Below are 22,437 nucleotides of genomic sequence, written 5' to 3'. Positions count from 1 at the left end.
CTATAGCGGGGGAATGTGCCGTTTCCAGCCCCTGCCCCGCGTGTGGTTGTTATCCGATGCGCGGAACGATGCCGGGCTGGAGGATGCGCTGGCCCGCCTGCCGCGCGGCTCGGGCTTCGTCTTTCGCCACTATCACCTTGAGGATCGGGCCCGCCGTGCTCGCTTCGCGCAGCTTGCGCGGATTGCCCGCGCGCGTGGCCACGCGGTGATCCTTGCAGGCGATGCCGCCACGGCGCGGCGCTGGGGCGCCGCCGGGGTGTACGGTCCGGCCGCGCTGGAACCGGCGCGCGGCCTGATCCGGCTCGCCGCCGCGCACGACTTGCGGGAGATCGCCGCCGCCAACCGCGCACGCGCCGATGCGGTGCTGCTGTCGCCGGTGTTTCCCACCCGGTCCCATCCGGGCGCGGCGGCTCTTGGTCCCATGCGGTTCCGCTGGCTGGCGGCGCGCGCGCGGATGCCGGTGATCGCGCTGGGCGGCATGGACCGGCGGGCGGCGCGCAGGCTCGGCTGGCCTCGCTGGGCGGCGATCGACGGACTTTCCCGTTCTTGACGCTGAATGGCTGGAGGGCGATGAGGACAGCCCACGGCAAGAGGACAGAATCATGGCAACGCGCGCAGTTAAGGCGCAGCCGACGGACTGGCGCGTAGCGTTCCGCAATTCGCTGCGTCGCGCCGGCCAGCTTGCGGGAAGCGCCGCGCTGCTCGTGGGCATGGTGTTCCTGGCCCTCGCGCTGATATCCTATCACCAGACCGATCCTTCGCCGTCCACCGCCGCGGGCGGAGCGGCGCAGAACTGGATGGGCTTGCCGGGTGCCTTCGTGGCTGAGCGGGCGCTGTTCCTGTTCGGCCCGGTCTCGGTGCTGCTCCTGCCGTTGCTTTATGCCTTCAGCCGCAAGCTGTGGCGCGACGCCGAAGCGGAAGCGACGCCGCACGGCACCCGCTGGTGGCGCGCCGTCGGGATGCTGCTGGTCGCCATGGCGCTGCTGTGTACCGTGCTGGCGCTGGTGTTCGATCAGCCGGGCGGCTCGCTTCCCGCCTCGTTCGGCGGCATCACCGGCCTGCTGGGCGCGGGTGCGATCCAGGCAGTGGCCGGACGCCTGCCCGAAGCGGCGCAAGTCTGGACCATCCTTGCACTTGGCCTCGTTTGCCTGATCGGTGGAGCGCTGCTTGCGGGCCGCGTCTTCGCCCTCGACTGGGCGCAATTGCTGACCATTCCGCGGACTATCCGCCGCAAACCGCGCGATCCAATGCAGGATGAGCCATACGAGCCTGAAGTCACCTTGCGCGAAGTGGCGCCGGATCGGCGGCCTGAGCGAGGGGCCGAGCGTCGGACCGGGCCGGAGGCAGAGCCCTTCCTCGATGCTGCGCCTCGCAAGGCGCCCGAGATTGCCGATCCCAGCGCCCCGCCGCGCGCCGCCCGCCCCGCCGCGCCGAAGCCGCAGGACCCGTCCCAGCCTTTCGCCCTGCCGAGCCTGGACTTGCTGGAAGACCCGCCGGCGCACGCGGGGCAGAAGGTCGATCGCCAGGCGCTGGAACGCAACGCGCGGCTGCTGGAAAACGTGCTCGACGATTTCAACGTGAAGGGGGAAATCACCGCCGTGCGCACCGGGCCGGTGGTGACGATGTACGAACTGGAACCCGCGCCGGGGATCAAGGCCTCCCGTGTCATTGGCCTGGCAGAGGATATCGCCCGCAACATGAGCGCGGTCAGCGCGCGCGTTTCGGCCATTCCCGGCAAGACGGTGATGGGCATCGAACTGCCCAACGCCGACCGGCAGACCGTCGCGTTCAAGGAACTGGCCGGGTGCGAGGCCTTCGTCGATGCGCGAGCCAGCATGCCGATCATCCTGGGCAAGGATATCGCGGGGGAGCCGATCGTCGCCGATCTGGCCGCGATGCCGCACTTGCTGGTTGCGGGCACGACCGGATCGGGCAAGTCTGTGGGCCTCAACTGCATCCTGCTGTCGTTGCTCTACCGGTTCACGCCCAATGAGTGCCGCCTGATCCTGATCGATCCCAAGGTGCTGGAGCTGAAAAGCTACGACAACATCCCGCACCTGCTTTCCCCGGTGGTGACCGAGCCGCACAAGTCGGTTCGCGCGCTGAAGTGGGCGGTCGAGGAGATGGAGCGGCGCTACCGGATGATGAGCAGCATCGGCGCGCGCAACCTGGGCGGCTTCAACGAACGCGTGCGCGCCGCAGCGGAGAAGGGCAAGCCGCTGGGTCGCCGCGTCCAGACCGGCTTTGATCCTGAAACGGGCGAGGAATTGTTCGAGGAAGAGCAGCTCGATTACGATGTCCTGCCCCAGATCGTGCTGATCGTCGACGAACTGGCCGACCTGATGGTGACCGTCGGCAAGGAGATCGAGGTGCTGATCCAGCGTCTGGCGCAGAAATCGCGTGCGGCCGGCATTCACCTGATCATGGCGACGCAGCGCCCCTCGGTCGATGTCATCACCGGCGTGATCAAGGCCAACCTGCCGACCCGCGTCAGCTTTGCCGTCACCAGCCGGATCGATTCCCGCACGATCCTGGGCGAACAAGGCGCCGAACAGCTGCTAGGCAAGGGCGACATGCTCTACAAGCCGTCCACCGGTGCGGTGGTGCGCGTGCACGGACCGTTCGTTTCCGATGAGGAAGTGGAGCGCGTCGCCACTCACTGGCGCGGACAAGGCGCGCCGCATTACATCGATTCGGTGACCGAGGAGCCGGAGGACGGCGGCATCTCGTTCGAGGACGAGTTCACCGCCTCCGACAACCCGGAAGAGCGCAAGTATCGGCAAGCCTGCCAGATCGTGGTCGAGAACCAGAAAGCCTCCGGCTCCTGGCTTCAGCGGCAGATGGGCGTCGGCTACAACACCGCTGCCAAGTGGATCGAACGGATGGAGGAAGACGGCCTCGTCGGGCCGGCCAACCACGTGGGCCGGCGCGAGATCTATCGGGACCGCGATGGCAACCCTCTCTGATCCGACTCCCTACGAGGAAAAGGGGAACGGCACCGAGGCCGAGGCGCCGTCTTCCAGCGACACGCACGTGCATCTGCTGGCGACGATCCGGGACTGGTGGCGGCGATCGATCGTCAGCGGGATCGATCAGCCATCGGTAATCGAGAAGCTCCACGTCGAATCGTCGATGAGCGCGCGCTATGTCTTCATGGCGTGCATGTCAGCGGGGATCGCGATCCTCGGCCTGCTGCTGTCCTCCCCTGCGGTGGTGATCGGGGCGATGCTGCTTGCTCCCTTCATGGGGCCGCTGCTCGGTGCCGGCTTCGCGCTCGCGGTCGGGGATTTCGACTGGCTCAAGACGTGCGTCCGCAACTTGTTCATCGGCATCGGCTTCGCCCTTATCGTGTGCATCCTGATCGTGCTGGCCAGCCCGCTCGACACCGTGACCGAGGAAATGGCCTCCCGGACCAAGCCGAACCTGTTCGACTTGCTGGTCGCGCTGTTCGCCTCGCTGGCGGGGTCCTATGCGATGATCCGGGGGCGCGAGGGGACGATCGTCGGCGTGGCGATCGCCACCGCCCTGATGCCGCCGCTTGCCGTCGTCGGCTTCGGCGCGGCCACGCTGAACCGGACGGTGTTCAGCGGATCGCTGATGCTGTTGGTCACCAACCTGGTGACCATCGCGTTGTCGGCGTTCGTCATGGCGCGGTATTATGGATTCCGAACCAATCTTTCCGAGCGGCAAAGCCTGCTGCAGAGCATCGGGATCGCAGCGGCCTTCATCGCACTGGCCGTCCCGCTTGGCATCTCGCTCATCGAGATTGCCTGGGAAGCGAACGCCTCGCGCTCGATCAACGGTGTGATCAAGGACCAGTTCGGCGAGGATGCGCGGATCAGCCAGATCGATATCGACTACGAGGCCGAGCCGGTGCAGGTCAGCGCGACCGTGCTGACGCCGGAATTCCGCCCGCAGGCGCAAGCCTTGGCGGAACGCAGCCTCAGCCGGCTGCTGGGCCGTCCTCTTGTCGTGGAGATCGATCAGTTCCGGGTCAGCACCGATCCCCGCGCGGCCGAGGCTGCCCAGCTTGCCCGGGCGCGCGAGGCGGAGCAGGCGGAGACGACCGAACGGCAGATCGATGAACTGAGCGCCCGGCTGGGCCTGGTTGCCGGAGTCGAGCGCGAGAACGTGACCATTGATCGCGAGAACCGGCGCGCCCTGGTCGATGCCCAGCCGATCGAAGGCACTACGCTGGCGGGATACCGGGCGCTGGAGCAGCGGATCACGGGGACGATGCCGGGCTGGACCATCCGGATGCGGCCTCCCACCCGGCCTCTGCCGACCGTACGATTCGAAGGCGGCAACCTGACGCCCGAAGGCCGCGAAGCAGCGAGTCTGATCGCCTGGGCGGCGGCGAGGACCGGCACCCCGGTCGGGCTTTCCGGTCCTGCGGGGGCCGTGGAACAACTGGCCCAGCTGCTGGAGCGGCAAGGCGTCACCGTGCGGATCGTCGAGGTGGAGGAGCAGGAAGTGCCCGATGACGGCGGCGCGGCGGAGGACGGGGAAATACCCGACGCTGTCGTCGTGCCGAACTGGGTTCTGGAACTCGGGTAGGGATGGCGCGGCTCAAGGTCTTTCGCGCCGTAGCGGGGTTCGAAAACGCCTACGTCGCCGCGCCGAGCCGAAAGGCGGCGCTGGAAGCCTGGGGCGCGGAGCATGACTTGTTCGCCCGCGGCCAGGCAGAGGAGATCAAGGACCCGGAGCTGACGAAGGAGCCGCTGGCGCACCCCGGCAAGGTGATCCGGGTATCGCGCGGCGGGCTCGAGGATCAGCTGAAGGCACTGGGCCCCACGCCCGGGCGGAAACGCCGCAAGGCTGCGCCGAAAGCGAAGCCGGCCAAGCGCAAGCCCCCGCCGTCCCGCACGAAAGTCGATGCCGCCGAACGCGCGATCGAGCGGGAGCGGCAGCGGCAGGCGGAAAAGGAAGCGGCGCTGGAGGAAAAGCGTGCTGCGCTCCTGCGCCAGATCGAGGATGCGCGGGAGAAGAGCCGAAAGCGGACCGTGCAATTGGAGCAGCGGCGGGATGCGGCGAAGGACGCCTACCAGCAAGCGCTCCGTGAATGGAGCGACAAGGGCTAGATCGCCGAAGCGGCCGTGGCGGTGAACGCGATGATCGGCAGGAAGCCGAGCAGGGTCGCCAGCGCAAAGGGACCGGCGCGGACGGGCGTCAGCGCGCTCGCCCCGGTGACGAGGAAGTGCGGCGCGCCGGCGATTCGCAAGCCGATGATGTAGAAGATGCCGCGGTCGGCGAAATGCTCATCGAACCGGTCCAGCTTGCTGCCGAGCTTGGCGTGGACGCGGTCACGCAGGGAGTACCGCGCCAGCAGGAACAGGAGCTGACTGCCCAGCAGGGCTCCTGTCACGACGACCAGCATCCCCGCCCATCCTCCAAGCAGCACGCCGGAAGAAAAGGCCAGCGGGATGATCACGCCGGGAACGCAGGCGGCAACGAGTGCGGTCGTGAGCATCGTAATGCCCATCGCCAGCAGAAGCGGGTTCTGCAGCAGGTCTGCCAGCCAGGGGAAAGTGTCGGCCCAGCCAAGGACCGTCTCGGTGAATCCCATGTTGCACTAGCGAGCAGATCGGACGGAAGTTCCCGCAATCGTTGCATAATCCGGGGCAATCGTGATGAATCGCCCCGGTGCCGATTCCGGGCCGGAACATGGGCCTTATTTCATCGCGCTGCCGTTCCGGTCCGCCGCTGCTATCCCTTGTTCTTATCTTCTGCATTGTTCTGCGGGTCGCGGTAGGTGCCACGCGTGGTCTTGTCGGATGCGGCGCTCTGGTGCGCCGGATCGAGCGAACGGTCGCGGGTGACGTCGCGGCTCTGCATGTCCTCGGGGGTGGGCTCGCTCACTTCGCGCTGACCGCCGGCGCCGAAGGTCCGCGCGTCCTGGCCGTAGGCGAGATCGCCCTCGCCGCTTTGCAGGGCATCGTTCTCGCGTCGTTGTTGCTTGTCTGTCATGATTGTCCTTTCGTCTGTTCTCCCAAGGGAAACGCCTGCCGGGGAGGGCCGATCCGCGTTTGAGGCGTGGCGAGCGATGCGGGCGGCAGCGCGTTGCAGTTGCCGCGCCTTCGTTTCATTTGTAACGAGTCCGCCAAGGAGAGACATGGCCATGCTGATCGGTACCCCCCGCGAAGTGAAGAACAACGAATTCCGCGTCGGCCTGACGCCGGAAAGCGCCACCGAACTGACGGCCCATGGCCATGAGGTCTGGGTCGAAACCGGTGCGGGTGAGGGGATCGGCGCTTCGGACGAGGAATACCGCGCAGCCGGTGCGGTGATCAAAGATAGCCCGAAGGAAATCTTCGACGCCTGCGAGATGATCGTGAAGGTCAAGGAACCGCAGCCGCAGGAACGCGCAATGCTGCGTGAAGGGCAGATCCTCTACACCTACCTGCATCTCGCGCCCGATGCGGAGCAGACCGCCGATCTCATCAAGTCCGGCGTGACGGCGATCGCCTATGAGACGGTCACCGGTCCCGGCGGCACTCTGCCGCTCCTCAAGCCGATGAGCCAGGTCGCCGGCCGGATGAGCGTGCAAGCCGGTGCGACGGCGCTGGAAAAGGTCCACGGCGGCCGCGGCGTCCTGCTTGGCGGCGTGCCGGGGGTAATGCCGGGCAAGGTCGTGGTAATCGGCGGCGGTGTGGTCGGGTTCAACGCGGCGCAGATGGCCGTGGGCCTTCACGCCGACGTCACGATCCTCGACCGTGATCCCGAAGTGCTGGAGAAGCTCGGCATTCATTTCGAAGCTCGGGCGAACACGCGGTTTTCGAACCGGGCGAACATCGCCGAAGTGCTGGCGGAGGCAGACCTGATCATCGGCGCCGTGCTGATCCCCGGTGCGGCCGCGCCCAAGCTGGTGACCCGCGAGATGCTGAAGCTGATGAAGCCGGGCGCCGTGCTGGTGGACGTTGCGATCGACCAGGGCGGCTGTTTCGAGACCAGCCACGCGACGACGCACGACAACCCGACTTACGTCGTGGACGGGATCGTGCATTACGCGGTTGCCAACATGCCGGGTGCGGTGGCGCGGACGAGCACCTATGCGCTGAACAACGTGACCCTGCCCCACGCGCTGAAAATCGCCGGGCTCGGGTGGAAGGAGGCGATGCGCCGCGATCCGCACCTCGCCCATGGGCTCAACGTCCATGCCGGACGCGTGACCTACGGCGCGGTGGCCGAGGAACTCGGCTACGACGTGCTGACGCTGGAAGACGCGCTCGGCTGATCGAGAAACGGCGCGGCCACCTCGGGCGGGACGCGGGCCGGTTTCCCGGTTGCGCGGTCGATCATCGCCCAGGTGGTCCGCGCCCGCACGATCGCCTTTCCGCGCGCGTCGGCAAACGTTGAGTGACGATCGAACCGCGCGCCGGAAGGGCCTTCGCGGATCTCGGTACTGCCCTGCGCGCTCTCGCCTTCGGCAATGTTGCCGCAGTATTCGATCTCGTGCCGGGCAACGAGCCAGATATAGGCCCGCTGGTGTTCCGGCGGTGCGACCGCTTCCCAGTGGGCGGTGGCCAGCTGTTCCATCCACCGGACCCACACCGCGTTGTTCACGTGCCCGTTCTCGTCGATATCCTCCGGGCGCGCGGTGAAGGTCAGAGTGAAAGGGCTGCTCACCCCTCGACGCCCAGTTGCCAGAGGATGAAGGCGAATTCCTCCGCCGTTTCGCGCAACGATTCGAACCGGCCCGACTTGCCGCCGTGGCCTGCGCCCATGTTGGTCTTGAGCAGCAGCTCGTTGTCGTCGGTTTTCACCTCGCGCAGCTTGGCGACCCACTTGGCCGGTTCCCAATACGTCACGCGGGGATCGTTCAGCCCTGCGGTCACCAGCAGCGGCGGGTAATCCTGCGCGCGGACGTTGTCATAGGGGCTGTAGCTGCGGATCAGCTCGAACGCGGCCTGATCCTCGATCGGGTTGCCCCATTCGGGCCATTCGCCGGGGGTCAGCGGCAGGGAAGCATCGAGCATCGTCGCCAGAACGTCGACGAACGGCACATGGGCGACAACCGCGCCCCACAAGTCCGGATCGGAATTGATCACCGCGCCCATCAGCTCACCGCCAGCCGATCCGCCGGAAATGCTGATCCGGCCCTTTTCGGTAAAGTCGCGTGCAATCAACCCTTTTGCGACGTCGACGAAGTCGGTGAAGGCGTTGGTGCGGCTTTCCAGCTTGCCCGCCTTGTACCAGGCGCGTCCGAGATCGTCTCCGCCGCGGATGTGCGCGATGGCATAGGCAAACCCCCGATCGACCAGCGAAAGCCGCGTGGTCGAAAAGCCCGGCGGGATCGCGATGCCGTACGCGCCGTAACCATACAGGTGAAGCGGGCCAGCGCTTGTGCGGTCCTTTCGGTACATCACGCTGACCGGGATCATCGTGCCGTCGCGCGCTGCAATTTCCAGCCGCTCGGTCGCATAGAGATCGCGGTCGTAACCGGAGGGAATTTCCTGCACCTTGAGCAAGTCCAGCCGCCGATCGGCCACATGGTAATCGTAGGTGCTGGCCGGGCTGATCATGCTTTCGTAGGACAGGCGCAGCTGCTCCATGTCCCATTCGGGATTGTTGGCGAGCGAGGCGGTGTAGCTCGCTTCCGGAAACTCGATCGGCTCAACCCGGGAAGGATCGTCGTAGAAACGGAGTTCGATCCGGTCGAGCCCGCCGAGACGCCCTTCGGTCACGTAGAACCGTTCGAACAAGTCGAACCCCGTCAGGTAAAACTCGTCCGATCCTTGGATCACGGTCGTCCATTCGCCCGGCCGGTCCAGCGGCGCGGTGGCAAGGCGGAAGTTCTCGTGCGTGTCGTTCGCGTGGATGAACAGCGTGCCCTCACGCTCGTCCACGTCATATTCGACGCCTTTCTCGCGCGGGCGCACCAGCAGGGGTTCGGCCAGCGGATCGTGGGCGGGGATCAGGCGGATCTCGCTCGTTTCATGGTCGCCCGAAGAAACGATCACCCACTTCTCGTTGGCCGAAAGGCTGGCTGAGACGCGGAAGCCCTCGTCATCCTCGTGGTACAATTCGACGTTGTCGGACAGCGGCTTGCCCAGCCAGTGCAGGCGGGCGTTGTCGGTCCGCCATTGTTCGTTCGCCAGCGAATAGACCAGCGCCGTGTCGTTCGCCGCCCAGATGAGGGCGGACAGCGTGCCGGGTATCTCGTCCGGCAGCAGCTCACCGGTCTCGAGATCCTTGATCCGGGCGGTGAAGCGTTCCGATCCGTTGTCATCGATCGCATAGGCGAGCAGGCGCCCGTTCTGGCTGACAGAAATCGCGCCGAGGCGGAAGTATTCCTTTCCTTCGGCAAGCGCGGTTTCGTCCAGGATCAGCTGGTCCGCGCTGCCATCCTCCGGCGCGCCCACCGGGCGGCGCCACCATTTCTTGTACTCGGCCCCTTCCTCATACTCGATCCAGTAGAGGAAATTGCCGTCCTTCTGCGGCACGGATTGGTCCGCTTCCTTGATGCGAGCGCGCATTTCCCGGAACAGGGACTCGATCCGATCCTTGCGCGGGGCCATCCGGGTTTCGAACCAGGCGTTCTCCGCTTCAAGGTAGGCGAGCACTTCCTTGTCATCGACCTTCGGATAGCCGGGATCGCGCAGCCAGGCGTAATCGTCGGACACGGTAATGCCGTGGTGAGTGACGCTGGCGGGTTTCTTTGCGGCGCGGGGCGGAAAAGCAGGTGTGGTATCGGTCATCACAGGGACCTATGTTGGCCCGCACTGTCTCGCAAGTCCCCGACTTCCAGCAATCAAGGACCCGCCATGTTGATGCAAACGCACGAAGCCCGCCTAGAAGCCCTGCGCAAGGAACTGGACCGGCGCGGGCTCGACGGGTTTGTCGTGCCGATCTCCGATGAACATATGAGCGAATATGTCGGTGCCTATGCCCAGCGGCTGGAATGGCTGACCGGGTTCGGCGGCTCGGCCGGATCGGCCGCGGTGCTCGGCAACACGGCCGCGATGTTCGTCGATGGCCGCTACACCCTGCAAGTCCGCGATCAGGTGGACGGGCGGCTCTATGAATACAAATCCGTCCCAAAGGACAGCATGGCCGACTGGCTGGTCGAGAATGCACGCGAAGGCGCGCGGATCGGGTTCGACCCCTGGCTCCATTCCCGCGGCTGGGTGCGCAGCGTCGGGGCGGCGCTGAAGGAGGCCGGTGCCGAACTGGTGCCGGTCGAAGGCAATCCGATCGATGCCGTGTGGCAGGACCGCCCGCAGGCGTCGGTCGCACCCGCCTTCGTGCAGGACGAAGCGCTGGCGGGCCGTTCCAGCGCCGACAAGCGCGGCGAAGTGGCCGAGTGGCTGAAGGCGCGCAAGCTTGACGCCGCGGTGATCTCGGCGCTGGACTCGGTGGCCTGGCTGCTCAACGTCCGGGGCACCGACATCGAGCGGACGCCGGTCGCGCTGTCCTATGTCCTGACGCACAGTGACGGAACGGCGGACTGGTTCATCGCGCCCGAGAAAGTCCCGGCGGAAGTCGCGGCCCATCTCGGCAATGCAGTGCGGGTCCGCCCGCGCGAGGAATTCGTGCCGATGCTGGAAGGACTTGCAGGCAAGCGCGTGGCGGTCGATCCCGATCGCGCGGTGGCGGCGATCTTCAAGACGCTGGACGGCGCCGGAGCGAAAGTCCTGGCGATGACCGATCCCACGGTGCTGCCCAAGGCGGTGAAGAACGCCACCGAGCAAGCCGGCCACCGCGCGGCGCAGGCCCGGGACGGCGCGGCGATCACTCGCTTCATGCACTGGCTTTTCAAGGAAGCGCCCCAGGGCGAGGTGGACGAGCTTTCCGCAGCGGCCCGGCTCCAGCAATTCCGCGAGGAATGCGGCGACTTGCGCGACTTGTCGTTCGACACGATTTCCGGCGCCGGGCCGAACGGGGCAAGCCCCCATTACCGCGTGAACGAAGAGACGAACCGGAAGCTTGAACCGAACAGCGTCTATCTGGTGGATTCGGGCGGGCAGTACCCGGACGGGACGACCGACATCACCCGCACCGTGTGGGTTGGGCCGGGCGATCCGCCGCAGGAGGTGAAGGACCGCTTCACCCGGGTGCTGAAAGGCCACATCGCGCTGGACATGCAGACCTTCCCGCAAGGGACCAGCGGCGCGCAGCTCGACACGCTGGCCCGGCAATTCCTCTGGTCCGCCGGGCTCGATTACGCGCACGGGACCGGGCACGGGGTCGGCAGCTTCCTGATGGTGCACGAAGGGCCGCAGCGGATCGCCAAGCCGCGCGGCGGGCAAGCGGGCACCGATCAGGAATTGCTCGAAGGCATGATCCTCTCGAATGAGCCGGGCTATTACAAGGCCGGGGAATACGGCATCCGGATCGAGAACCTGGTGCTGGTGGAGCGGCGGGACATTCCCGGCTGCGAGGGCGAATGGCTGGGGTTCGAAACCCTGACGCTTGCCCCCATCGGCCGCACGATGGTCGCCCGCGAATTGCTGAGCGAGGCGGAAATCGCCTGGTGGAACCGGTACCACGCCCGCGTGCTCGACGTACTCGTCCCGCAACTGGAGGGAGAAGCGCTGGTCTGGCTCCAGGGGGAATGCGCCCGGCTGTAGCGCTTTCGGGCGAATGAATGCGGGCATCGTGCTGCGACAAATTGCGACACTTTGCCCGTCTTCCGGCAAACCCGTGCGACAAGCGCGCTTTAGAACCCGTCTCATGAGCAACGGGGTGCCTGCTCCTCTCCTCCCTTTGGACAGGTGCCCCGTTGCTCTCCCGAAAAGAGTATGGAGTTCGCTCATGCGTAAGTTTTCCCTTTCCCTTGGTCTGGCCGCGATGGTGCTGGGCGGCGCGGCATACGCGCAGTCGGCGTCCCCTGCCGGCGGGGACATCACCCGCGCCCAGGCCCAGCAGACGGCCGCGCAGGCTTTCGACCGGATGGACGCGAACAGCGACGGCACGATCAATCAGGCCGATCGCGAAGCGCGTCAGAAAGCCCGCTTCGATCGGCTGGATACCGATCGCAACGGGGCGATCAGCTACACCGAGTTTTCCGCCAAGCGTGACCGGCGCAAGGCTTCGTCCGCCGAGGCTGGACAGCACCGCGAGCGCGGACAGCGGGGCCACTTCGGCCGTGCTGGCAGCTGGGGCATGCGCGGCATGAAAGCCGGGCACGACGGCTCGGTCAGCAAGGCGCAGTTCGTGGCCGCGGCACTGCAGCGCTTCGATCAGGCCGATGCCGATCGCAGCGGAACGGTCACTGGTCAGGAACGGCAGGCCGCGCGCAAGGCGATGCGCGACCAGTTCCGCCAGCAGCGTCAGGCGAGCTGAAGGAAAGGGCGCCTGCCATGAACGAAACGGCGCCCATCCGGCTGCTGCTCGTCGACGATGAGCCGAGCCTGCGCGAACCCCTGGCGGAGTACCTCACTCGCCAGGGGTTTGCCGTGCGCGAGGCGGAAGACGCCGCCAAGGCCCGGACCGCCTTGCTGGAACAGACGACCGACCTGGTCCTGCTCGACATCATGATGCCGGGCGAAGACGGCTTGTCGCTTTGCCGCCACCTGATCGAGACGAAGCAGCTTCCCGTCATCCTCCTGACCGCCAAGGGGGAGCCGATGGAGCGGATCATCGGGCTTGAAGTCGGGGCCGACGACTACGTCACCAAGCCCTTCGAACCGCGTGAGCTGGTCGCCCGGATCCGATCGGTCCTGCGCCGCGCCGGACGGACCGCCCCCGCGCCGGAGCTGGACGCACTTTACGAATTCGAAAACTGGCGGCTCGATCCGCTGAAGTACAAACTGACCGACCCGGAAGGCACGACCGTGCCGATTTCCTCGGTCGAATTCCGCCTGCTCAAGGCGTTTCTCGATCACCCGCGCCAGGTGCTCGACCGGGATCGGCTGCTCGACATGGTTCAGGGGCGCGAGGCGCACTTGTTCGACCGGGCAGTCGACAATCAGGTCAGCCGCCTGCGCCGCAAGCTTGAAGTCGACAGCCGCGATCCCAAGCTGATCCAGACCGTGTGGGGCGGCGGGTATCGCTTTGCCGCCGACGTGCGCCGCGTGGCAGCGGACAACGCGTGATCCGCCGGGTCCTGCCGCGCAGCCTGCTGGGCCAAATGCTGCTGGCGGTCGCGCTGGCCCTGCTGGTGGCGCAGGGCTTGTCCGCCGTCCTGCTCTACCGCGCCGCCGAGCAGCGGCGGGAAATCGGATCGGCCAATGCGCTGGCGTTCCAGCTGGTCGCGGAACCGCGCTTCGATTTCCGCCAGGCCGATTCCCGGTTTCCCCGCAACAGCGGGCATCGCCGGTGGCAAAGACTGCGGGTTCAGCGAACCGAATCCAGCCCGCTGCTGCCGGGGGAAGAAGGGCAGTCCTACCGCGAGGAACTGATACGCGAAATCCTGATCGGCCAGGGCATCGACCCGGCGGAGCTGGTCGTCACCACCCGCCCCGTAAAACGGGATGCCTACGTAATGCAGCGCTTGCGGGAGAGGCACGGGGCGCAGCTCCCGGATTGGGCGGAAGGACGCCTGCTGCTGGCCGCGCTGCGCCGCCCGAACGAGGATCACTGGACCGTGGCGCGCCTCCCGATGGAAGAACGCGAACCGCGCCAGCTGGGGCAACTGATCGCGCACACCGTGGTGCTCTACATCGTGCTGGTCGGCTTGCTGGCGCTGCTGCTGCGCCGGATCACGCGCCCTCTTGCCGCCTTGACCCAGCGGCTGGACACCTTTGCCGAAACCCGCGCGATCGACGGCCAGCTGTCGCCCAGCGGCCCAGAGGACACGCGCCGGCTGATCGCGGCGCACAACGCGATGGAAGCGCGGATCATCGCGCTGCTGGATGAAAAGGACGTCATGCTCGGCGCGATCGGGCACGATCTCAAGACTCCGCTCGCCGCCTTGCGGGTACGCATCGAATCGGTGAGCGATCCGGCGGAACGAGCGAAAATGGCCGCTTCCATCGAGGATATTACCCGCTCGCTCGACGACATCCTCTCGCTCGCCCGCGTGGGCCGGGCAACCGACCCGCTGGAGCGGACCGAGCTGGCCGCGCTGACCGACTCGGTGGTCGAGGAGTTCGAGGACATGGGCGATCCGGTGGAACTGGAGGATACCCAGCGCGTCGCCTTGCCGCTGAGGGCCACGTGGCTGCGCCGGGCCTTGCGCAACCTGATCGGCAACGCGCTGCGCTATGGCGAGCGGGCGCGGGTCTCCGTCCGGCGCGAAGGAGACGAGGCGGTGATCCGGATCGAGGATGACGGCCCCGGCATCCCCGAAGGCGAGATCGAGCGGATGCTGCTGCCTTTCACCCGGGGCGATCCCTCGCGCAGCCGGGGGACGGGCGGGGCGGGCCTTGGCCTGACCCTGGCCCGCGCGATTGCGGAACAGCACGGCGGCACGCTCACCCTTACCAACCGGACAAGCCCCGATGGCAGCGTGAGCGGCCTTACCGCTATGCTGCGGTTCCCGCTGGTCTCCTGATCAGCGAAGCCTTCCGATCAGCGCAGCTGTGCGACCGCCGCGTTCACTTGCGCCTGACGCGCCTGCTTGAGCGCGGCGCAATTGCGCACCCGCTCAAGCGCCCGTTCCAGCGAAAGCTCCCCCGGCGTGCCGGCGAAGACCGGGCGGAAGCGGGCGGCGATCTGGTCGGCCCGCTCGATCGAGCAGAAACCGCCGAGGGGTGACGGCAGGTTGCGCATGTAGAAAATGCCGGAGCCGCCCATCAGCTCATCCAGGTTGCGGTCGATCCATTCGTAGCCGAGATCGCGCGTTTCAGGCGTGCCGACGATGCTGAGGATCGTCCCCAGGCGTTCCGGCTGGCGCAGGCGCGGATCGCGCGCTTCGTCCAGAAACCAGCGAGCGATGTCCGGATTGCCCGATCCGCCGATGCGGTCCAGCGCCGTCGGCCGGAATACCGGATCCTGCGAATCGAGCGCCGATTGGAGCAGGGCTTTTGCAGCGGGAAGCCCGCCTTGCTGCAGCTTGGCTTCCAGCGCGGTGCCAAGGAACGCGCGGTCGAGCGCGGAGGTGTCGCCGGCAAGGTATGCATCCGCTGCCTGGATCAGCGTCCGCTGGATCTCCGGATCCCCGGCAAACGCGAGGCGGCTGACCACCAGCTGGCGATGCTGGAGCACATCGGCATCCGCGCCGGCATAAGCGCCCGCTCGGGGATCGAAACCGAGGGCGGCAAGATCCTTGCGCGCCGACTGGCCGAGCCATGCGCGGTAGGCGGCCAGCGCCTGATCGTTGAAGAAACCCTGCTGCTGCAAGCGCGAGAGCAGGTTCGTTGCGGAATTGCGGGCATAGGAATCCGAGTTTTGCGACAGCTGGCCGGCAAGGGCGATCACTCGCCCGATATCGGCGCGCCCCGCCAGGAAGCTGGCCCCAAGGCTGTCGGACAGCGCCAGCGCCTCGGCCCCTGGAAGAGTATCGGCTTGCGCGATCAGGGCATCCCAGCCCTCGTTCGGCAATTCGAAGCGGTAGTAGCCGGTGCCGCCGGCGTTCGGCACCAGTGGGCCGGTGCCATTGATGCGGAAGGCCATGCTCTTGTCGGTCAGCAGCTGGCATTCCCGCGTCTCGCCCTGCCGCATGCACACCGGCACGCCCCAGCGCGTATCCGGAGCATCGGCGCCGAGTACGGAATAGCGGCTCTGGCTGATCGTGTAGTTGCCGTCCGATCCCGTGATCGTGATCAGGGGTACACCCTGCTGGTCGGTGAAGCTCTGCATCGCGGCGGTAATGCGCGGATCGCCGGCGGTCTGGGCCATCGAGGCAAAGAACTCCTCGCTCGTAGCGTTGCCGTAGCGGTGCTGCGACAAGTAGCGGCGCACGCCCTGCTTGAACTTTTCGTCGCCCATGAATCCGGCGATCATCGCGACCACGTGGCCGCCCTTGCCATACGTGATCGTATCGAACGCCGCATCGATCTGCCCGTTGGTCTCGATCGGCTGGTGGATCGGCCGCCCGGCAAGCAGGGCATCGGTGTTCATCGCCTGAAACCCTTCGGCCAGCGCGCCCGCGCCGATCCCGAGGTCGGGCCGCCACTCGTTCCCGATGCGGTAGCCCATCCAGTTGGCGAAGCTTTCGTTCAGCCAAATGTCGTCCCACCACGCAGGGGTGACGAGATCGCCGAACCACTGGTGGGCCAGTTCATGGGCCACCACCATGCCGAACCGCCGCTTCTGGCTTACGGGATCGTTCTCGTTCACGATCAGCAGGCTGTCTTCGTAAAGATCGGCCCCAGCGTTCTCCATCGCCCCCGGCATCAGCGGAGAGGTGATCTGGTCCAGCTTGGGGAAGGGGAACGGCCCGCCGAAGTAATCTTCCAGATGGGCGACGATCTCCTTGGAATTCTGCAGCGCGAAGTCGAGCTTGCCTTCGTGCTGCCGGCTGGCGACGATCCGCAGCGGGAGCGGGCGGTCGCGTTCCGGGGTCGGCGGCACGGCGCTGTCGGTGGTGACGAACGGGCCGACCATCATCGCCAGCAGATACGTCGGCAGCGGTAGGGTCGGCGCGAAACGGTGGACGTCCCAGCCGTTTTCCCGCGTGGTGGAGACGATCGGGGCGTTGCTGACCGCCATCTGGCCCGGCCGCGTGCGCAGCGTCACGTCGAACGGCACCTTGAATCCCGGCTCGTCGAACGAAGGGAACACGGAGCGCGCGTCGATCGACTGGAACTGGCTCCAGCCGTACCAGTCATCGTCGATCCTGGCGTGGAACAAACCGGAAGCGCTCTCATTGAACGCGCCGGTGTAAGTGAGGGCCAGCGTCACCGGCCCGGCGGGCAGTTCCTGCGGGAAGACAAGGCGGGCAACGCCGGTTTCATCCAGCTGGTGCCACTGCCCGGCATAGGTGCGGCCCCCAGCAGTCGCGGTGGCGGATTGAATGCCGAGGTCGCGCCCGTGCAAGTCGATGAAGCGGCTTGGCTGCTTGAGGGACACGTCGATTTCCGTCCGGCCGGAGAACGTGTCGAGCGCAGGATCGACATATGTATCCACCCGGTAGGCCTGCGGAACGGCCATTCCGGTCAGCTTCCCACGCGGCACCGGGGCCAGCGCGGCGATGGCCGGATTGGTCGCCGCCGCGCTCTGCCCTGCCTCCTGCGCAAGGGCCGGGGTTCCCAGCAGAAGGCTGCCCGACAGCAGGAGAGAGGCGAGGAAGCGCGCGCGCATAGGGAACCTTTCGGAAGACCAAAGCGCGAATAGGCACGATGCGTGCCCTTGTTTCAACCGTTACTTTCGGCAGGGCGGGTAGGGGGGGCAGCAGGTCCGGCTGCGAGCGCGGCAGGCAAGTCAACCGATAGACACGGAGCGATTTGCCGGTAATCAGGCCCGATGCCCGCACCCGACCCCTTTGTCCTGCTTGACGACGCCCGTGAAACCGGCGCGAGCGAGGCACATCTGTTCGAGCGTCCGCGTGAGGTGTTCGTCGCGAATCGGCCGGAGGACGTCCTCCCCGTGCTGGAGGCCGCCGATGCCGCGCGGCAGGCGAGCGGGGGGACGCTGGCAGGCTATCTGGGGTATGAGGCAGGACTAGCGCTCGAAGGCAAGCTGATGCCGCTGGCACAGCGGCGCTGGGGCGCGGCAGGCCCGCTGGTCTGGTTCGGCTTGTTTGACGAACCGAAGCGTATCGCCGCCGCCGATGTGCCCGTCTGGTTGGCGGAGCGCGGCGGACATGGGCCGGCCTCGATCGGCCCGATGGAGCCGCAGGTATCAACCGGGGCCTACCTTGCCGCGTTCGAGCGCCTGCAACAGGCGATCCGTGCGGGCGATATCTACCAGGCCAATCTGACCTTCCCGCTGGCCGGAGCGGCGCGCGGCGATCCGCTGGCGATCTACGCCGCGATCCGGCCAGCCGCGAAGGCGGGATATGGCGGAGTGATCTTCGACGGATCGCACTGGCTGCTGTCGTTCAGCCCGGAATTGTTCTTCACCCTGCACGGCCGCGCCGCGAAGGTGAAGCCGATGAAAGGCACCCGGCCGCGCGGAAGCAGCGAGGCGGAAGACGCCGCGCTTGCTGCGGAGCTCGCCGGATCGGTCAAGGACAAGGCCGAGAACCTGATGATCGTCGACCTGATGCGCAACGACTTGTCGCGCGTGGCCGAGGCGGGATCGGTGCAAGTCGACCAGCCGTTCGCGATCGAGACGTATCCGACCGTGCACCAGATGGTGTCCACCGTACGCGCCACCTTGCGGGACGGAAAAGGCGCGATGGACGTGATCCGCGCCCTGTTTCCCTGCGGATCGATCACCGGCGCGCCGAAGATCCGGGCGATGGAACTGATCCAGCACGTGGAGCGCGATCCGCGCGGGCCCTACTGCGGTGCCATCGGGCGCATCGATGGAAACGGCGACGCTGCCTTCAACGTCGCAATCCGCACGATCCGCCTCACTCCGGGGGAGAACCAGCGCCACAAGGCCGTGCTCGGCGTGGGCGGGGCAATCGTCGCCGACAGCGAAGGCATGGAGGAATGGCGGGAATGCCTGGTCAAGGGCGGGTTCGTGCGCGGCGAGGCAAGCGGGTTCGACTTGATCGAGACGATGCGCGCCGAAGGCGGCGTGGCGCTGCTCAACCTTCATCTCGACCGGATCGGGGCGAGCGCCGAAGCGTTCGGCTTCGCGTTTGAGCGGGACCTGGTGCGGGAACGGATCGCGGCACTCGCGGGCACCCTGGACGGTCCGTCACGGCTGCGGCTGGTGCTGTCCCGCGGCGGGGCGACGATGCTTGAAGCCGCTCCTGCTCCGGCCCGAATGCCTGAGCCGCTGGGCTGCATCGCCCTGCCGCTGCCGGTGGTCCCGGGCGACTGGAGGCTGCGGCACAAGACCTCCGACCGGGGCTTCTACAACGAAGCGCTGATGGTAGCGAAAACCCGCGAGGCGGATGAGGCGATCTTCGTGCGCAGCGACGGATGCATAACCGAAGGCAGCTTCACCAACCTGTTCGTCGAACGGGACGGAAAGCTGCTGACCCCGCCGCTGGAAGCCGGTTTGCTGCCGGGTATCTTGCGCCGCTCCCTGATCGATCAGGGGCAGGCGGAAGAAGCCGATTTGACGCTGGATGATCTGGCGGGCGGGTTCTTCGTTGGCAACGCGCTGCGCGGCCTGATGCGGGCAGTGTTGAAATGACCCAGCCGCACCTCTCTCCCGCTCTCCAGCGCATGGCGCCCTCGGGAACGACGGCCATGACCGACCGTGCCAGCGCCCTGCGGGACGAAGGGCGCGACATCATCTCGCTTTCGGTCGGGGAGCCGGACTTCGCGACGCCCGACCATGTGATCGAGGCGGCAAAGGCCGCGCTGGATGCCGGACAGACCCGTTACACGCCCGTTACCGGCACTGCGCAGCTGAAACAGGCGGCCGCACTGCATTTCCGCCGCGATCTCGGCATTGCGGCCGATCCGGCAGACGTGATCGTCAGCGCCGGGGGCAAGCAGGCAATCTTCGAAGCGCTGGTCGCGACCGTCGGCGAAGGCGATGAAGTGATCATCCCGGCGCCGTGGTGGGTCAGCTATCCGCAGATCGTCCGCTATGCCGGAGGCACGGTGGTGCCACTGATCACGCAGGCGGAGCGGCGGTTCCGCTTCGATGCGGCGGAACTGGAGGCGCTTGTCACCCCGCGCACGCGGTGGCTGCTGCTCAACAGCCCCGGCAACCCGACCGGCGCGGTCTATCCGGCAGACATGCTGCTGGAGATTGCCGAAGTGCTGCGCCGCCACCCGCAGGTGCTGGTGCTGTCGGACGACATCTACGCGCCCCTGAGCTACACAGGGCAGCCGCACGCCACGCTCGCGGCGTTGTGCCCCGATCTGGCGGACCGCGTCTGCACCGTCTCCGGCGTGTCGAAAAGCCACGCGATGACGGGTTTCCGCATCGGGGTGGCGACCGGCCCGGCCTGGCTGATCGAGGCGATGGGGCGGCTGCAGTCCAATTCCAGCGGCAATCCGGCATCCATCGCACAGGCAGCGGCTGTCGCGGCCTTCGAAGGACCGCAGGACTTCCTGCAGCAATGGAGGGAGCGATTCTGTCAGCGGCGGGACAGGGTGGTGGGTGCGATCAACGCGATCCCCGGCTTGTCCGCGCCGGTTCCCGATGGGGCGTTCTATTGCTTCATAGATGCCGCCCCGCTGATGGAGCGATTCGGCAACGACGAAGCACTGGCGCTTCATCTGCTGGAACATGGGGTGGCGGTTGTCGCCGCGAGTGCCTTCGGCGGCCGCGACGGGTTCCGAATCAGCTTTGCCGCCGACGATGCCGTGCTGGAGGAAGCCATGAAGCGAATCGCCGGAGCGCTGGCATGATCCCGATCCTGTTCGAAGATGCCGAGGCGTTGGTGATCAACAAGCCGGCAGGCCTGCCGGTCGATCCGCCGCGTTCGGGAGGCGATTCGCTCGCCGGCCGCGCGGAAGAGCTTCGATTCGGCTTCGCGCGCCCGCCGGTGGCGGTCCACCGGCTCGACACCGATACGTCCGGCTGCCTGCTGCTGGCCCGCAATCCAAAGGCCCTGAAACGCTTCGCCCGCGCATTCGAGGAGCGGGTGGTCGAGAAGGTCTATCTCGGAATTCTCGCCGGAGAGCTGCAAGACGAGAGCGGCACGATTGAACTCTCGCTGGCAAAGATCAGCAGCGCCCGGGAAGGCTGGCGGATGATCGCGGCCCGGAAGGGCAAGCCCGCGGTCACGCACTGGACCCGTTTGGCGGCGAAGGACGGGTTGACGCTGGTCGAGTTCCGCCCGGAAACCGGCCGCACGCACCAGATTCGCATTCATGCCCGCGCAGGGCTGGGGATCCCCTTGCTGGGAGACCCAGTCTACGGCGCCCGCGATTCACGCGTGCGCCGCACCATGCTGCATGCAAGGGCGCTGGTCGTCCCGCGGGAGAACAAGGACGCCATCACCGCCGAAGCGCCGCTGCCGGCTGATTTTGCCGCGCTGGGGCTGATGGATGGATGAACTCACCGCCCGCGCGCTCGATCTGGCTCAGGAAAGTTTCATCGCCGCGTCGGGACCGGGCGGGCAGAACGTCAACAAGGTCGCCACGGCGGTCCAGCTGAGGCTGGATGTCTTCGCCCTGCGCTTGACGCCCCCGGTGTTTCACCGCCTGAAGCAGCTGGCCGGCACCCGGATGAATTCCCGGGGTGAGATCGTGCTGACCGCCCGCCGTTTCCGCACGCAGGAAGCCAACCGCACCGATGCGCGCGACCGGTTGGCCGAATTGATCGAGCAAGCGCAGGTCGAGCCGAAAAAGCGCGCCAAGACGCGGGTCAATCGCATTGGCAAGGAAGCGCGGATCCGGTCGAAGAAGGCACGCGGCAGCGTCAAGGCCACTCGCGGGAAGGTGGACTGGTAGCTTGACTTTTCCACCGGTTTGACCCAAGGCGCGGCCCGGAAAGGGCGGCGTTTCACGCCGCCTTGTTGTTTTTCGCCTTCCGTACGCCGGAAGGCCGATCTCAGGAATTCGAAATGGCGAAGCCCGCAACCGTCAAGATCAAGCTGGTCTCCACCGCCGATACCGGCTTCTTCTACGTGACCAAGAAGAACCCGCGCAACCAGACCGAGAAGCTGAGCTTCCGCAAGTACGATCCAGTTGTCCGCAAGCACGTCGACTTCAAGGAATCGAAGATCAAGTAATCGGATCGGCGGTTTTCCTGATGACAGGAACCGCCAGGTTCAGCGCGAGTTCAATGCGCCATGCCTAGAACTCGCGCTATGAAACCGATCACTTCCTTCCTGCGCGCCCCGTCGCGCGCCGTGCTTTCCGGCTTGCTGCTGGCGGCCGTCCCCGCAACCCTGGCTTTGCCCGCGGTGCCTGCCGCGGCGCAGTCGTCCACACTGGATCAGGTGGTCGGCGCGCTGCGCGGCATCAAGACCCTGCAGGCCGACTTCACCCAAAGCGACCGCAGCGGTCAGACGCTGAACGGCAAGCTGACGTTGAAGCAGCCCGGCAAGATTCGCTTCGACTATGGCAAGAGCGCCGACATGCTCGTCGTTTCGGACGGCAAGGCGCTGACGCTGGTCGATTACGAGGTGAATCAGGTCCAGCGCTGGCCGATCAGCAATTCGCCGCTCGGCGCGCTGCTCGACCCCAACCGGGACGTGAAGCGGTACGGCCAGCTGATCGCCACCAGCAATCCCAACGTTGTCAGTGTCGAGGTCAAGGACCCGAAGAAGCCGGAATACGGCGTGATCACGCTGATCTTCGTCAAGGACCCCTCCGCGCCCGGGGGGCTGGAGCTGTCCAGCTGGGTCGCACTCGATTCGCAGAACAAACGCACCACGGTTCGGCTGTCCAATCAGAAGTACGGGGTCTCCGTACCCGACCGGGCGTTTTCCTTTCGCGATCCGCGGGTTACAGGGCGCAGGCCGGGCTGATCCGGATGACAGCCTTGTTCATTACGCGTAAATTCCGAATCGCTTAAAGCAGTCAGACAAGGCGGTGAGGAGGCGGGTTTCCCCCCTGTTGCCCTGGCCTTATAATCGCCGCCTTG

General features: G+C 66.6%; 20 protein-coding genes. 15 read left to right on the top strand and 5 right to left on the bottom strand.

The window, feature by feature from the left end; all coding sequences use genetic code 11:
• The first annotated feature begins 13 nt into the window (after positions 1 to 13).
• From ELY13_RS07255 to ELY13_RS07240, 4 genes are read left to right on the top strand one after another with little or no spacing between them, the layout of a single operon-like run.
• Positions 14 to 550, top strand: a complete 537-nt coding sequence (locus ELY13_RS07255) for a thiamine phosphate synthase (RefSeq protein ID WP_126173237.1) — start codon at positions 14 to 16, stop codon at positions 548 to 550.
• Between the two features lie 52 nt (positions 551 to 602).
• Positions 603 to 2,966: a DNA translocase FtsK gene (locus ELY13_RS07250; protein ID WP_126173236.1), complete on the top strand. Its 2,364-nt coding sequence runs from the start codon at positions 603 to 605 to the stop codon at positions 2,964 to 2,966.
• A complete protein-coding gene (locus ELY13_RS07245) occupies positions 2,950 to 4,557 on the top strand; it encodes a DUF389 domain-containing protein (protein ID WP_126173235.1) in 1,608 nt (535 codons plus the stop codon). Before ELY13_RS07250 ends, ELY13_RS07245 begins: the two co-directional genes overlap by 17 nt.
• 2 nt (positions 4,558 to 4,559) lie before the next feature.
• Positions 4,560 to 5,081, top strand: coding sequence for a hypothetical protein (locus tag ELY13_RS07240; protein WP_126173234.1), 522 nt, complete (start codon positions 4,560 to 4,562; stop codon positions 5,079 to 5,081).
• Here ELY13_RS07240 and ELY13_RS07235 read toward each other — a convergent pair.
• Both ELY13_RS07235 and ELY13_RS07230 read right to left on the bottom strand, forming a co-directional pair.
• Entirely contained in the window at positions 5,078 to 5,566 is a 489-nt protein-coding gene (locus ELY13_RS07235; protein ID WP_126173233.1) for a VTT domain-containing protein, read from the bottom strand. The genes ELY13_RS07240 and ELY13_RS07235 overlap by 4 nt on opposite strands.
• 140 nt (positions 5,567 to 5,706) lie before the next feature.
• Positions 5,707 to 5,967: a hypothetical protein gene (locus ELY13_RS07230; RefSeq protein ID WP_126173232.1), complete on the bottom strand. Its 261-nt coding sequence runs from the start codon at positions 5,965 to 5,967 to the stop codon at positions 5,707 to 5,709.
• Between the two features lie 151 nt (positions 5,968 to 6,118).
• Between ELY13_RS07230 and ald the strand changes: the two genes are divergently transcribed.
• Positions 6,119 to 7,234: an alanine dehydrogenase gene (ald, locus tag ELY13_RS07225; RefSeq protein ID WP_126173433.1), complete on the top strand. Its 1,116-nt coding sequence runs from the start codon at positions 6,119 to 6,121 to the stop codon at positions 7,232 to 7,234.
• Here the strand turns inward: ald and ELY13_RS07220 are convergent.
• On the bottom strand, positions 7,198 to 7,626 hold the full coding sequence (locus ELY13_RS07220; RefSeq protein ID WP_126173231.1) for an acyl-CoA thioesterase: 429 nt from the start codon (positions 7,624 to 7,626) through the stop codon (positions 7,198 to 7,200). The genes ald and ELY13_RS07220 overlap by 37 nt on opposite strands.
• Positions 7,623 to 9,698, bottom strand: a complete 2,076-nt coding sequence (locus tag ELY13_RS07215; protein WP_126173230.1) for a S9 family peptidase — start codon at positions 9,696 to 9,698, stop codon at positions 7,623 to 7,625. Before ELY13_RS07215 ends, ELY13_RS07220 begins: the two co-directional genes overlap by 4 nt.
• Before the next feature lie 66 nt (positions 9,699 to 9,764).
• Here ELY13_RS07215 and ELY13_RS07210 point away from each other — a divergent pair, with 66 nt between their 5' ends.
• The 4 genes from ELY13_RS07210 to ELY13_RS07195 all read left to right on the top strand — a co-directional run bounded on the left by ELY13_RS07210 (position 9,765) and on the right by ELY13_RS07195 (position 14,437).
• The gene (locus ELY13_RS07210; protein ID WP_126173229.1) at positions 9,765 to 11,570 is read left to right on the top strand and encodes an aminopeptidase P family protein; all 1,806 of its coding nucleotides are present in this window, start codon (positions 9,765 to 9,767) and stop codon (positions 11,568 to 11,570) included.
• Between the two features lie 184 nt (positions 11,571 to 11,754).
• A complete protein-coding gene (locus ELY13_RS07205; protein WP_164549736.1) occupies positions 11,755 to 12,285 on the top strand; it encodes an EF-hand domain-containing protein in 531 nt (176 codons plus the stop codon).
• Between the two features lie 17 nt (positions 12,286 to 12,302).
• Positions 12,303 to 13,037, top strand: a complete 735-nt coding sequence (locus tag ELY13_RS07200) for a response regulator (RefSeq protein ID WP_126173227.1) — start codon at positions 12,303 to 12,305, stop codon at positions 13,035 to 13,037.
• Positions 13,034 to 14,437 carry a sensor histidine kinase gene (locus ELY13_RS07195; protein WP_338142323.1) on the top strand — a complete coding sequence of 468 codons (1,404 nt, stop codon included), beginning with the start codon at positions 13,034 to 13,036 and terminating at the stop codon, positions 14,435 to 14,437. The genes ELY13_RS07200 and ELY13_RS07195 overlap by 4 nt, the downstream gene beginning before the upstream one ends.
• A gap of 17 nt (positions 14,438 to 14,454) precedes the next feature.
• Here ELY13_RS07195 and ELY13_RS07190 read toward each other — a convergent pair whose 3' ends face one another.
• Entirely contained in the window at positions 14,455 to 17,127 is a 2,673-nt protein-coding gene (locus ELY13_RS07190; protein ID WP_126173226.1) for a M1 family metallopeptidase, read from the bottom strand.
• Positions 17,128 to 17,289: 162 nt separating this feature from the next.
• Here ELY13_RS07190 and pabB point away from each other — a divergent pair, with 162 nt between their 5' ends.
• The 6 genes from pabB (at position 17,290) to ELY13_RS07160 (ending at position 22,321) form a co-directional block, all read left to right on the top strand.
• Complete coding sequence (pabB, locus tag ELY13_RS07185; RefSeq protein WP_126173225.1) at positions 17,290 to 19,080, top strand: aminodeoxychorismate synthase component I; 1,791 nt, start codon at positions 17,290 to 17,292, stop codon at positions 19,078 to 19,080.
• A 56-nt stretch (positions 19,081 to 19,136) separates the two neighbouring features.
• On the top strand, positions 19,137 to 20,252 hold the full coding sequence (locus ELY13_RS07180; RefSeq protein WP_126173224.1) for a pyridoxal phosphate-dependent aminotransferase: 1,116 nt from the start codon (positions 19,137 to 19,139) through the stop codon (positions 20,250 to 20,252).
• Positions 20,249 to 20,902 (top strand): RluA family pseudouridine synthase, encoded by a 654-nt coding sequence (locus ELY13_RS07175; protein ID WP_126173223.1) that lies wholly within the window; start codon positions 20,249 to 20,251, stop codon positions 20,900 to 20,902. Before ELY13_RS07180 ends, ELY13_RS07175 begins: the two co-directional genes overlap by 4 nt.
• Complete coding sequence (gene arfB / locus ELY13_RS07170) at positions 20,895 to 21,299, top strand: alternative ribosome rescue aminoacyl-tRNA hydrolase ArfB (protein ID WP_126173222.1); 405 nt, start codon at positions 20,895 to 20,897, stop codon at positions 21,297 to 21,299. The genes ELY13_RS07175 and arfB overlap by 8 nt, the downstream gene beginning before the upstream one ends.
• Before the next feature lie 113 nt (positions 21,300 to 21,412).
• Complete coding sequence (rpmG, locus tag ELY13_RS07165; protein WP_126173221.1) at positions 21,413 to 21,580, top strand: 50S ribosomal protein L33; 168 nt, start codon at positions 21,413 to 21,415, stop codon at positions 21,578 to 21,580.
• Positions 21,581 to 21,658: 78 nt separating this feature from the next.
• Positions 21,659 to 22,321, top strand: a complete 663-nt coding sequence (locus ELY13_RS07160; protein WP_126173220.1) for a LolA family protein — start codon at positions 21,659 to 21,661, stop codon at positions 22,319 to 22,321.
• Positions 22,322 to 22,437: the final 116 nt, after the last annotated feature.

This window comes from Altericroceibacterium xinjiangense (assembly GCF_003958635.1).
Lineage (GTDB): Bacteria > Pseudomonadota > Alphaproteobacteria > Sphingomonadales > Sphingomonadaceae > Altericroceibacterium_A > Altericroceibacterium_A xinjiangense.
Note: the sequence above shows the minus strand (reverse complement) of the source record. Positions and strands in the feature narration are given on the sequence as shown.

Coding starts and splice junctions, on each gene's coding strand:
- ELY13_RS07175 (WP_126173223.1), top strand. CDS start 20,249: ATGATCCCGATCCTGTTCGAAGATGCCGAGGCGTTGGTGATCAACAAG.
- ELY13_RS07180 (WP_126173224.1), top strand. CDS start 19,137: ATGACCGACCGTGCCAGCGCCCTGCGGGACGAAGGGCGCGACATCATC.
- ELY13_RS07240 (WP_126173234.1), top strand. CDS start 4,560: ATGGCGCGGCTCAAGGTCTTTCGCGCCGTAGCGGGGTTCGAAAACGCC.
- arfB (WP_126173222.1), top strand. CDS start 20,895: ATGGATGAACTCACCGCCCGCGCGCTCGATCTGGCTCAGGAAAGTTTC.
- ELY13_RS07205 (WP_164549736.1), top strand. CDS start 11,755: ATGCGTAAGTTTTCCCTTTCCCTTGGTCTGGCCGCGATGGTGCTGGGC.
- ELY13_RS07215 (WP_126173230.1), bottom strand. CDS start 9,698: ATGACCGATACCACACCTGCTTTTCCGCCCCGCGCCGCAAAGAAACCC.
- ELY13_RS07250 (WP_126173236.1), top strand. CDS start 603: ATGGCAACGCGCGCAGTTAAGGCGCAGCCGACGGACTGGCGCGTAGCG.
- ELY13_RS07230 (WP_126173232.1), bottom strand. CDS start 5,967: ATGACAGACAAGCAACAACGACGCGAGAACGATGCCCTGCAAAGCGGC.
- ELY13_RS07200 (WP_126173227.1), top strand. CDS start 12,303: ATGAACGAAACGGCGCCCATCCGGCTGCTGCTCGTCGACGATGAGCCG.
- ELY13_RS07255 (WP_126173237.1), top strand. CDS start 14: ATGTGCCGTTTCCAGCCCCTGCCCCGCGTGTGGTTGTTATCCGATGCG.
- ELY13_RS07235 (WP_126173233.1), bottom strand. CDS start 5,566: ATGGGATTCACCGAGACGGTCCTTGGCTGGGCCGACACTTTCCCCTGG.
- ELY13_RS07210 (WP_126173229.1), top strand. CDS start 9,765: ATGTTGATGCAAACGCACGAAGCCCGCCTAGAAGCCCTGCGCAAGGAA.
- ELY13_RS07245 (WP_126173235.1), top strand. CDS start 2,950: ATGGCAACCCTCTCTGATCCGACTCCCTACGAGGAAAAGGGGAACGGC.
- ELY13_RS07190 (WP_126173226.1), bottom strand. CDS start 17,127: ATGCGCGCGCGCTTCCTCGCCTCTCTCCTGCTGTCGGGCAGCCTTCTG.
- rpmG (WP_126173221.1), top strand. CDS start 21,413: ATGGCGAAGCCCGCAACCGTCAAGATCAAGCTGGTCTCCACCGCCGAT.
- ELY13_RS07160 (WP_126173220.1), top strand. CDS start 21,659: ATGAAACCGATCACTTCCTTCCTGCGCGCCCCGTCGCGCGCCGTGCTT.
- pabB (WP_126173225.1), top strand. CDS start 17,290: ATGCCCGCACCCGACCCCTTTGTCCTGCTTGACGACGCCCGTGAAACC.
- ald (WP_126173433.1), top strand. CDS start 6,119: ATGCTGATCGGTACCCCCCGCGAAGTGAAGAACAACGAATTCCGCGTC.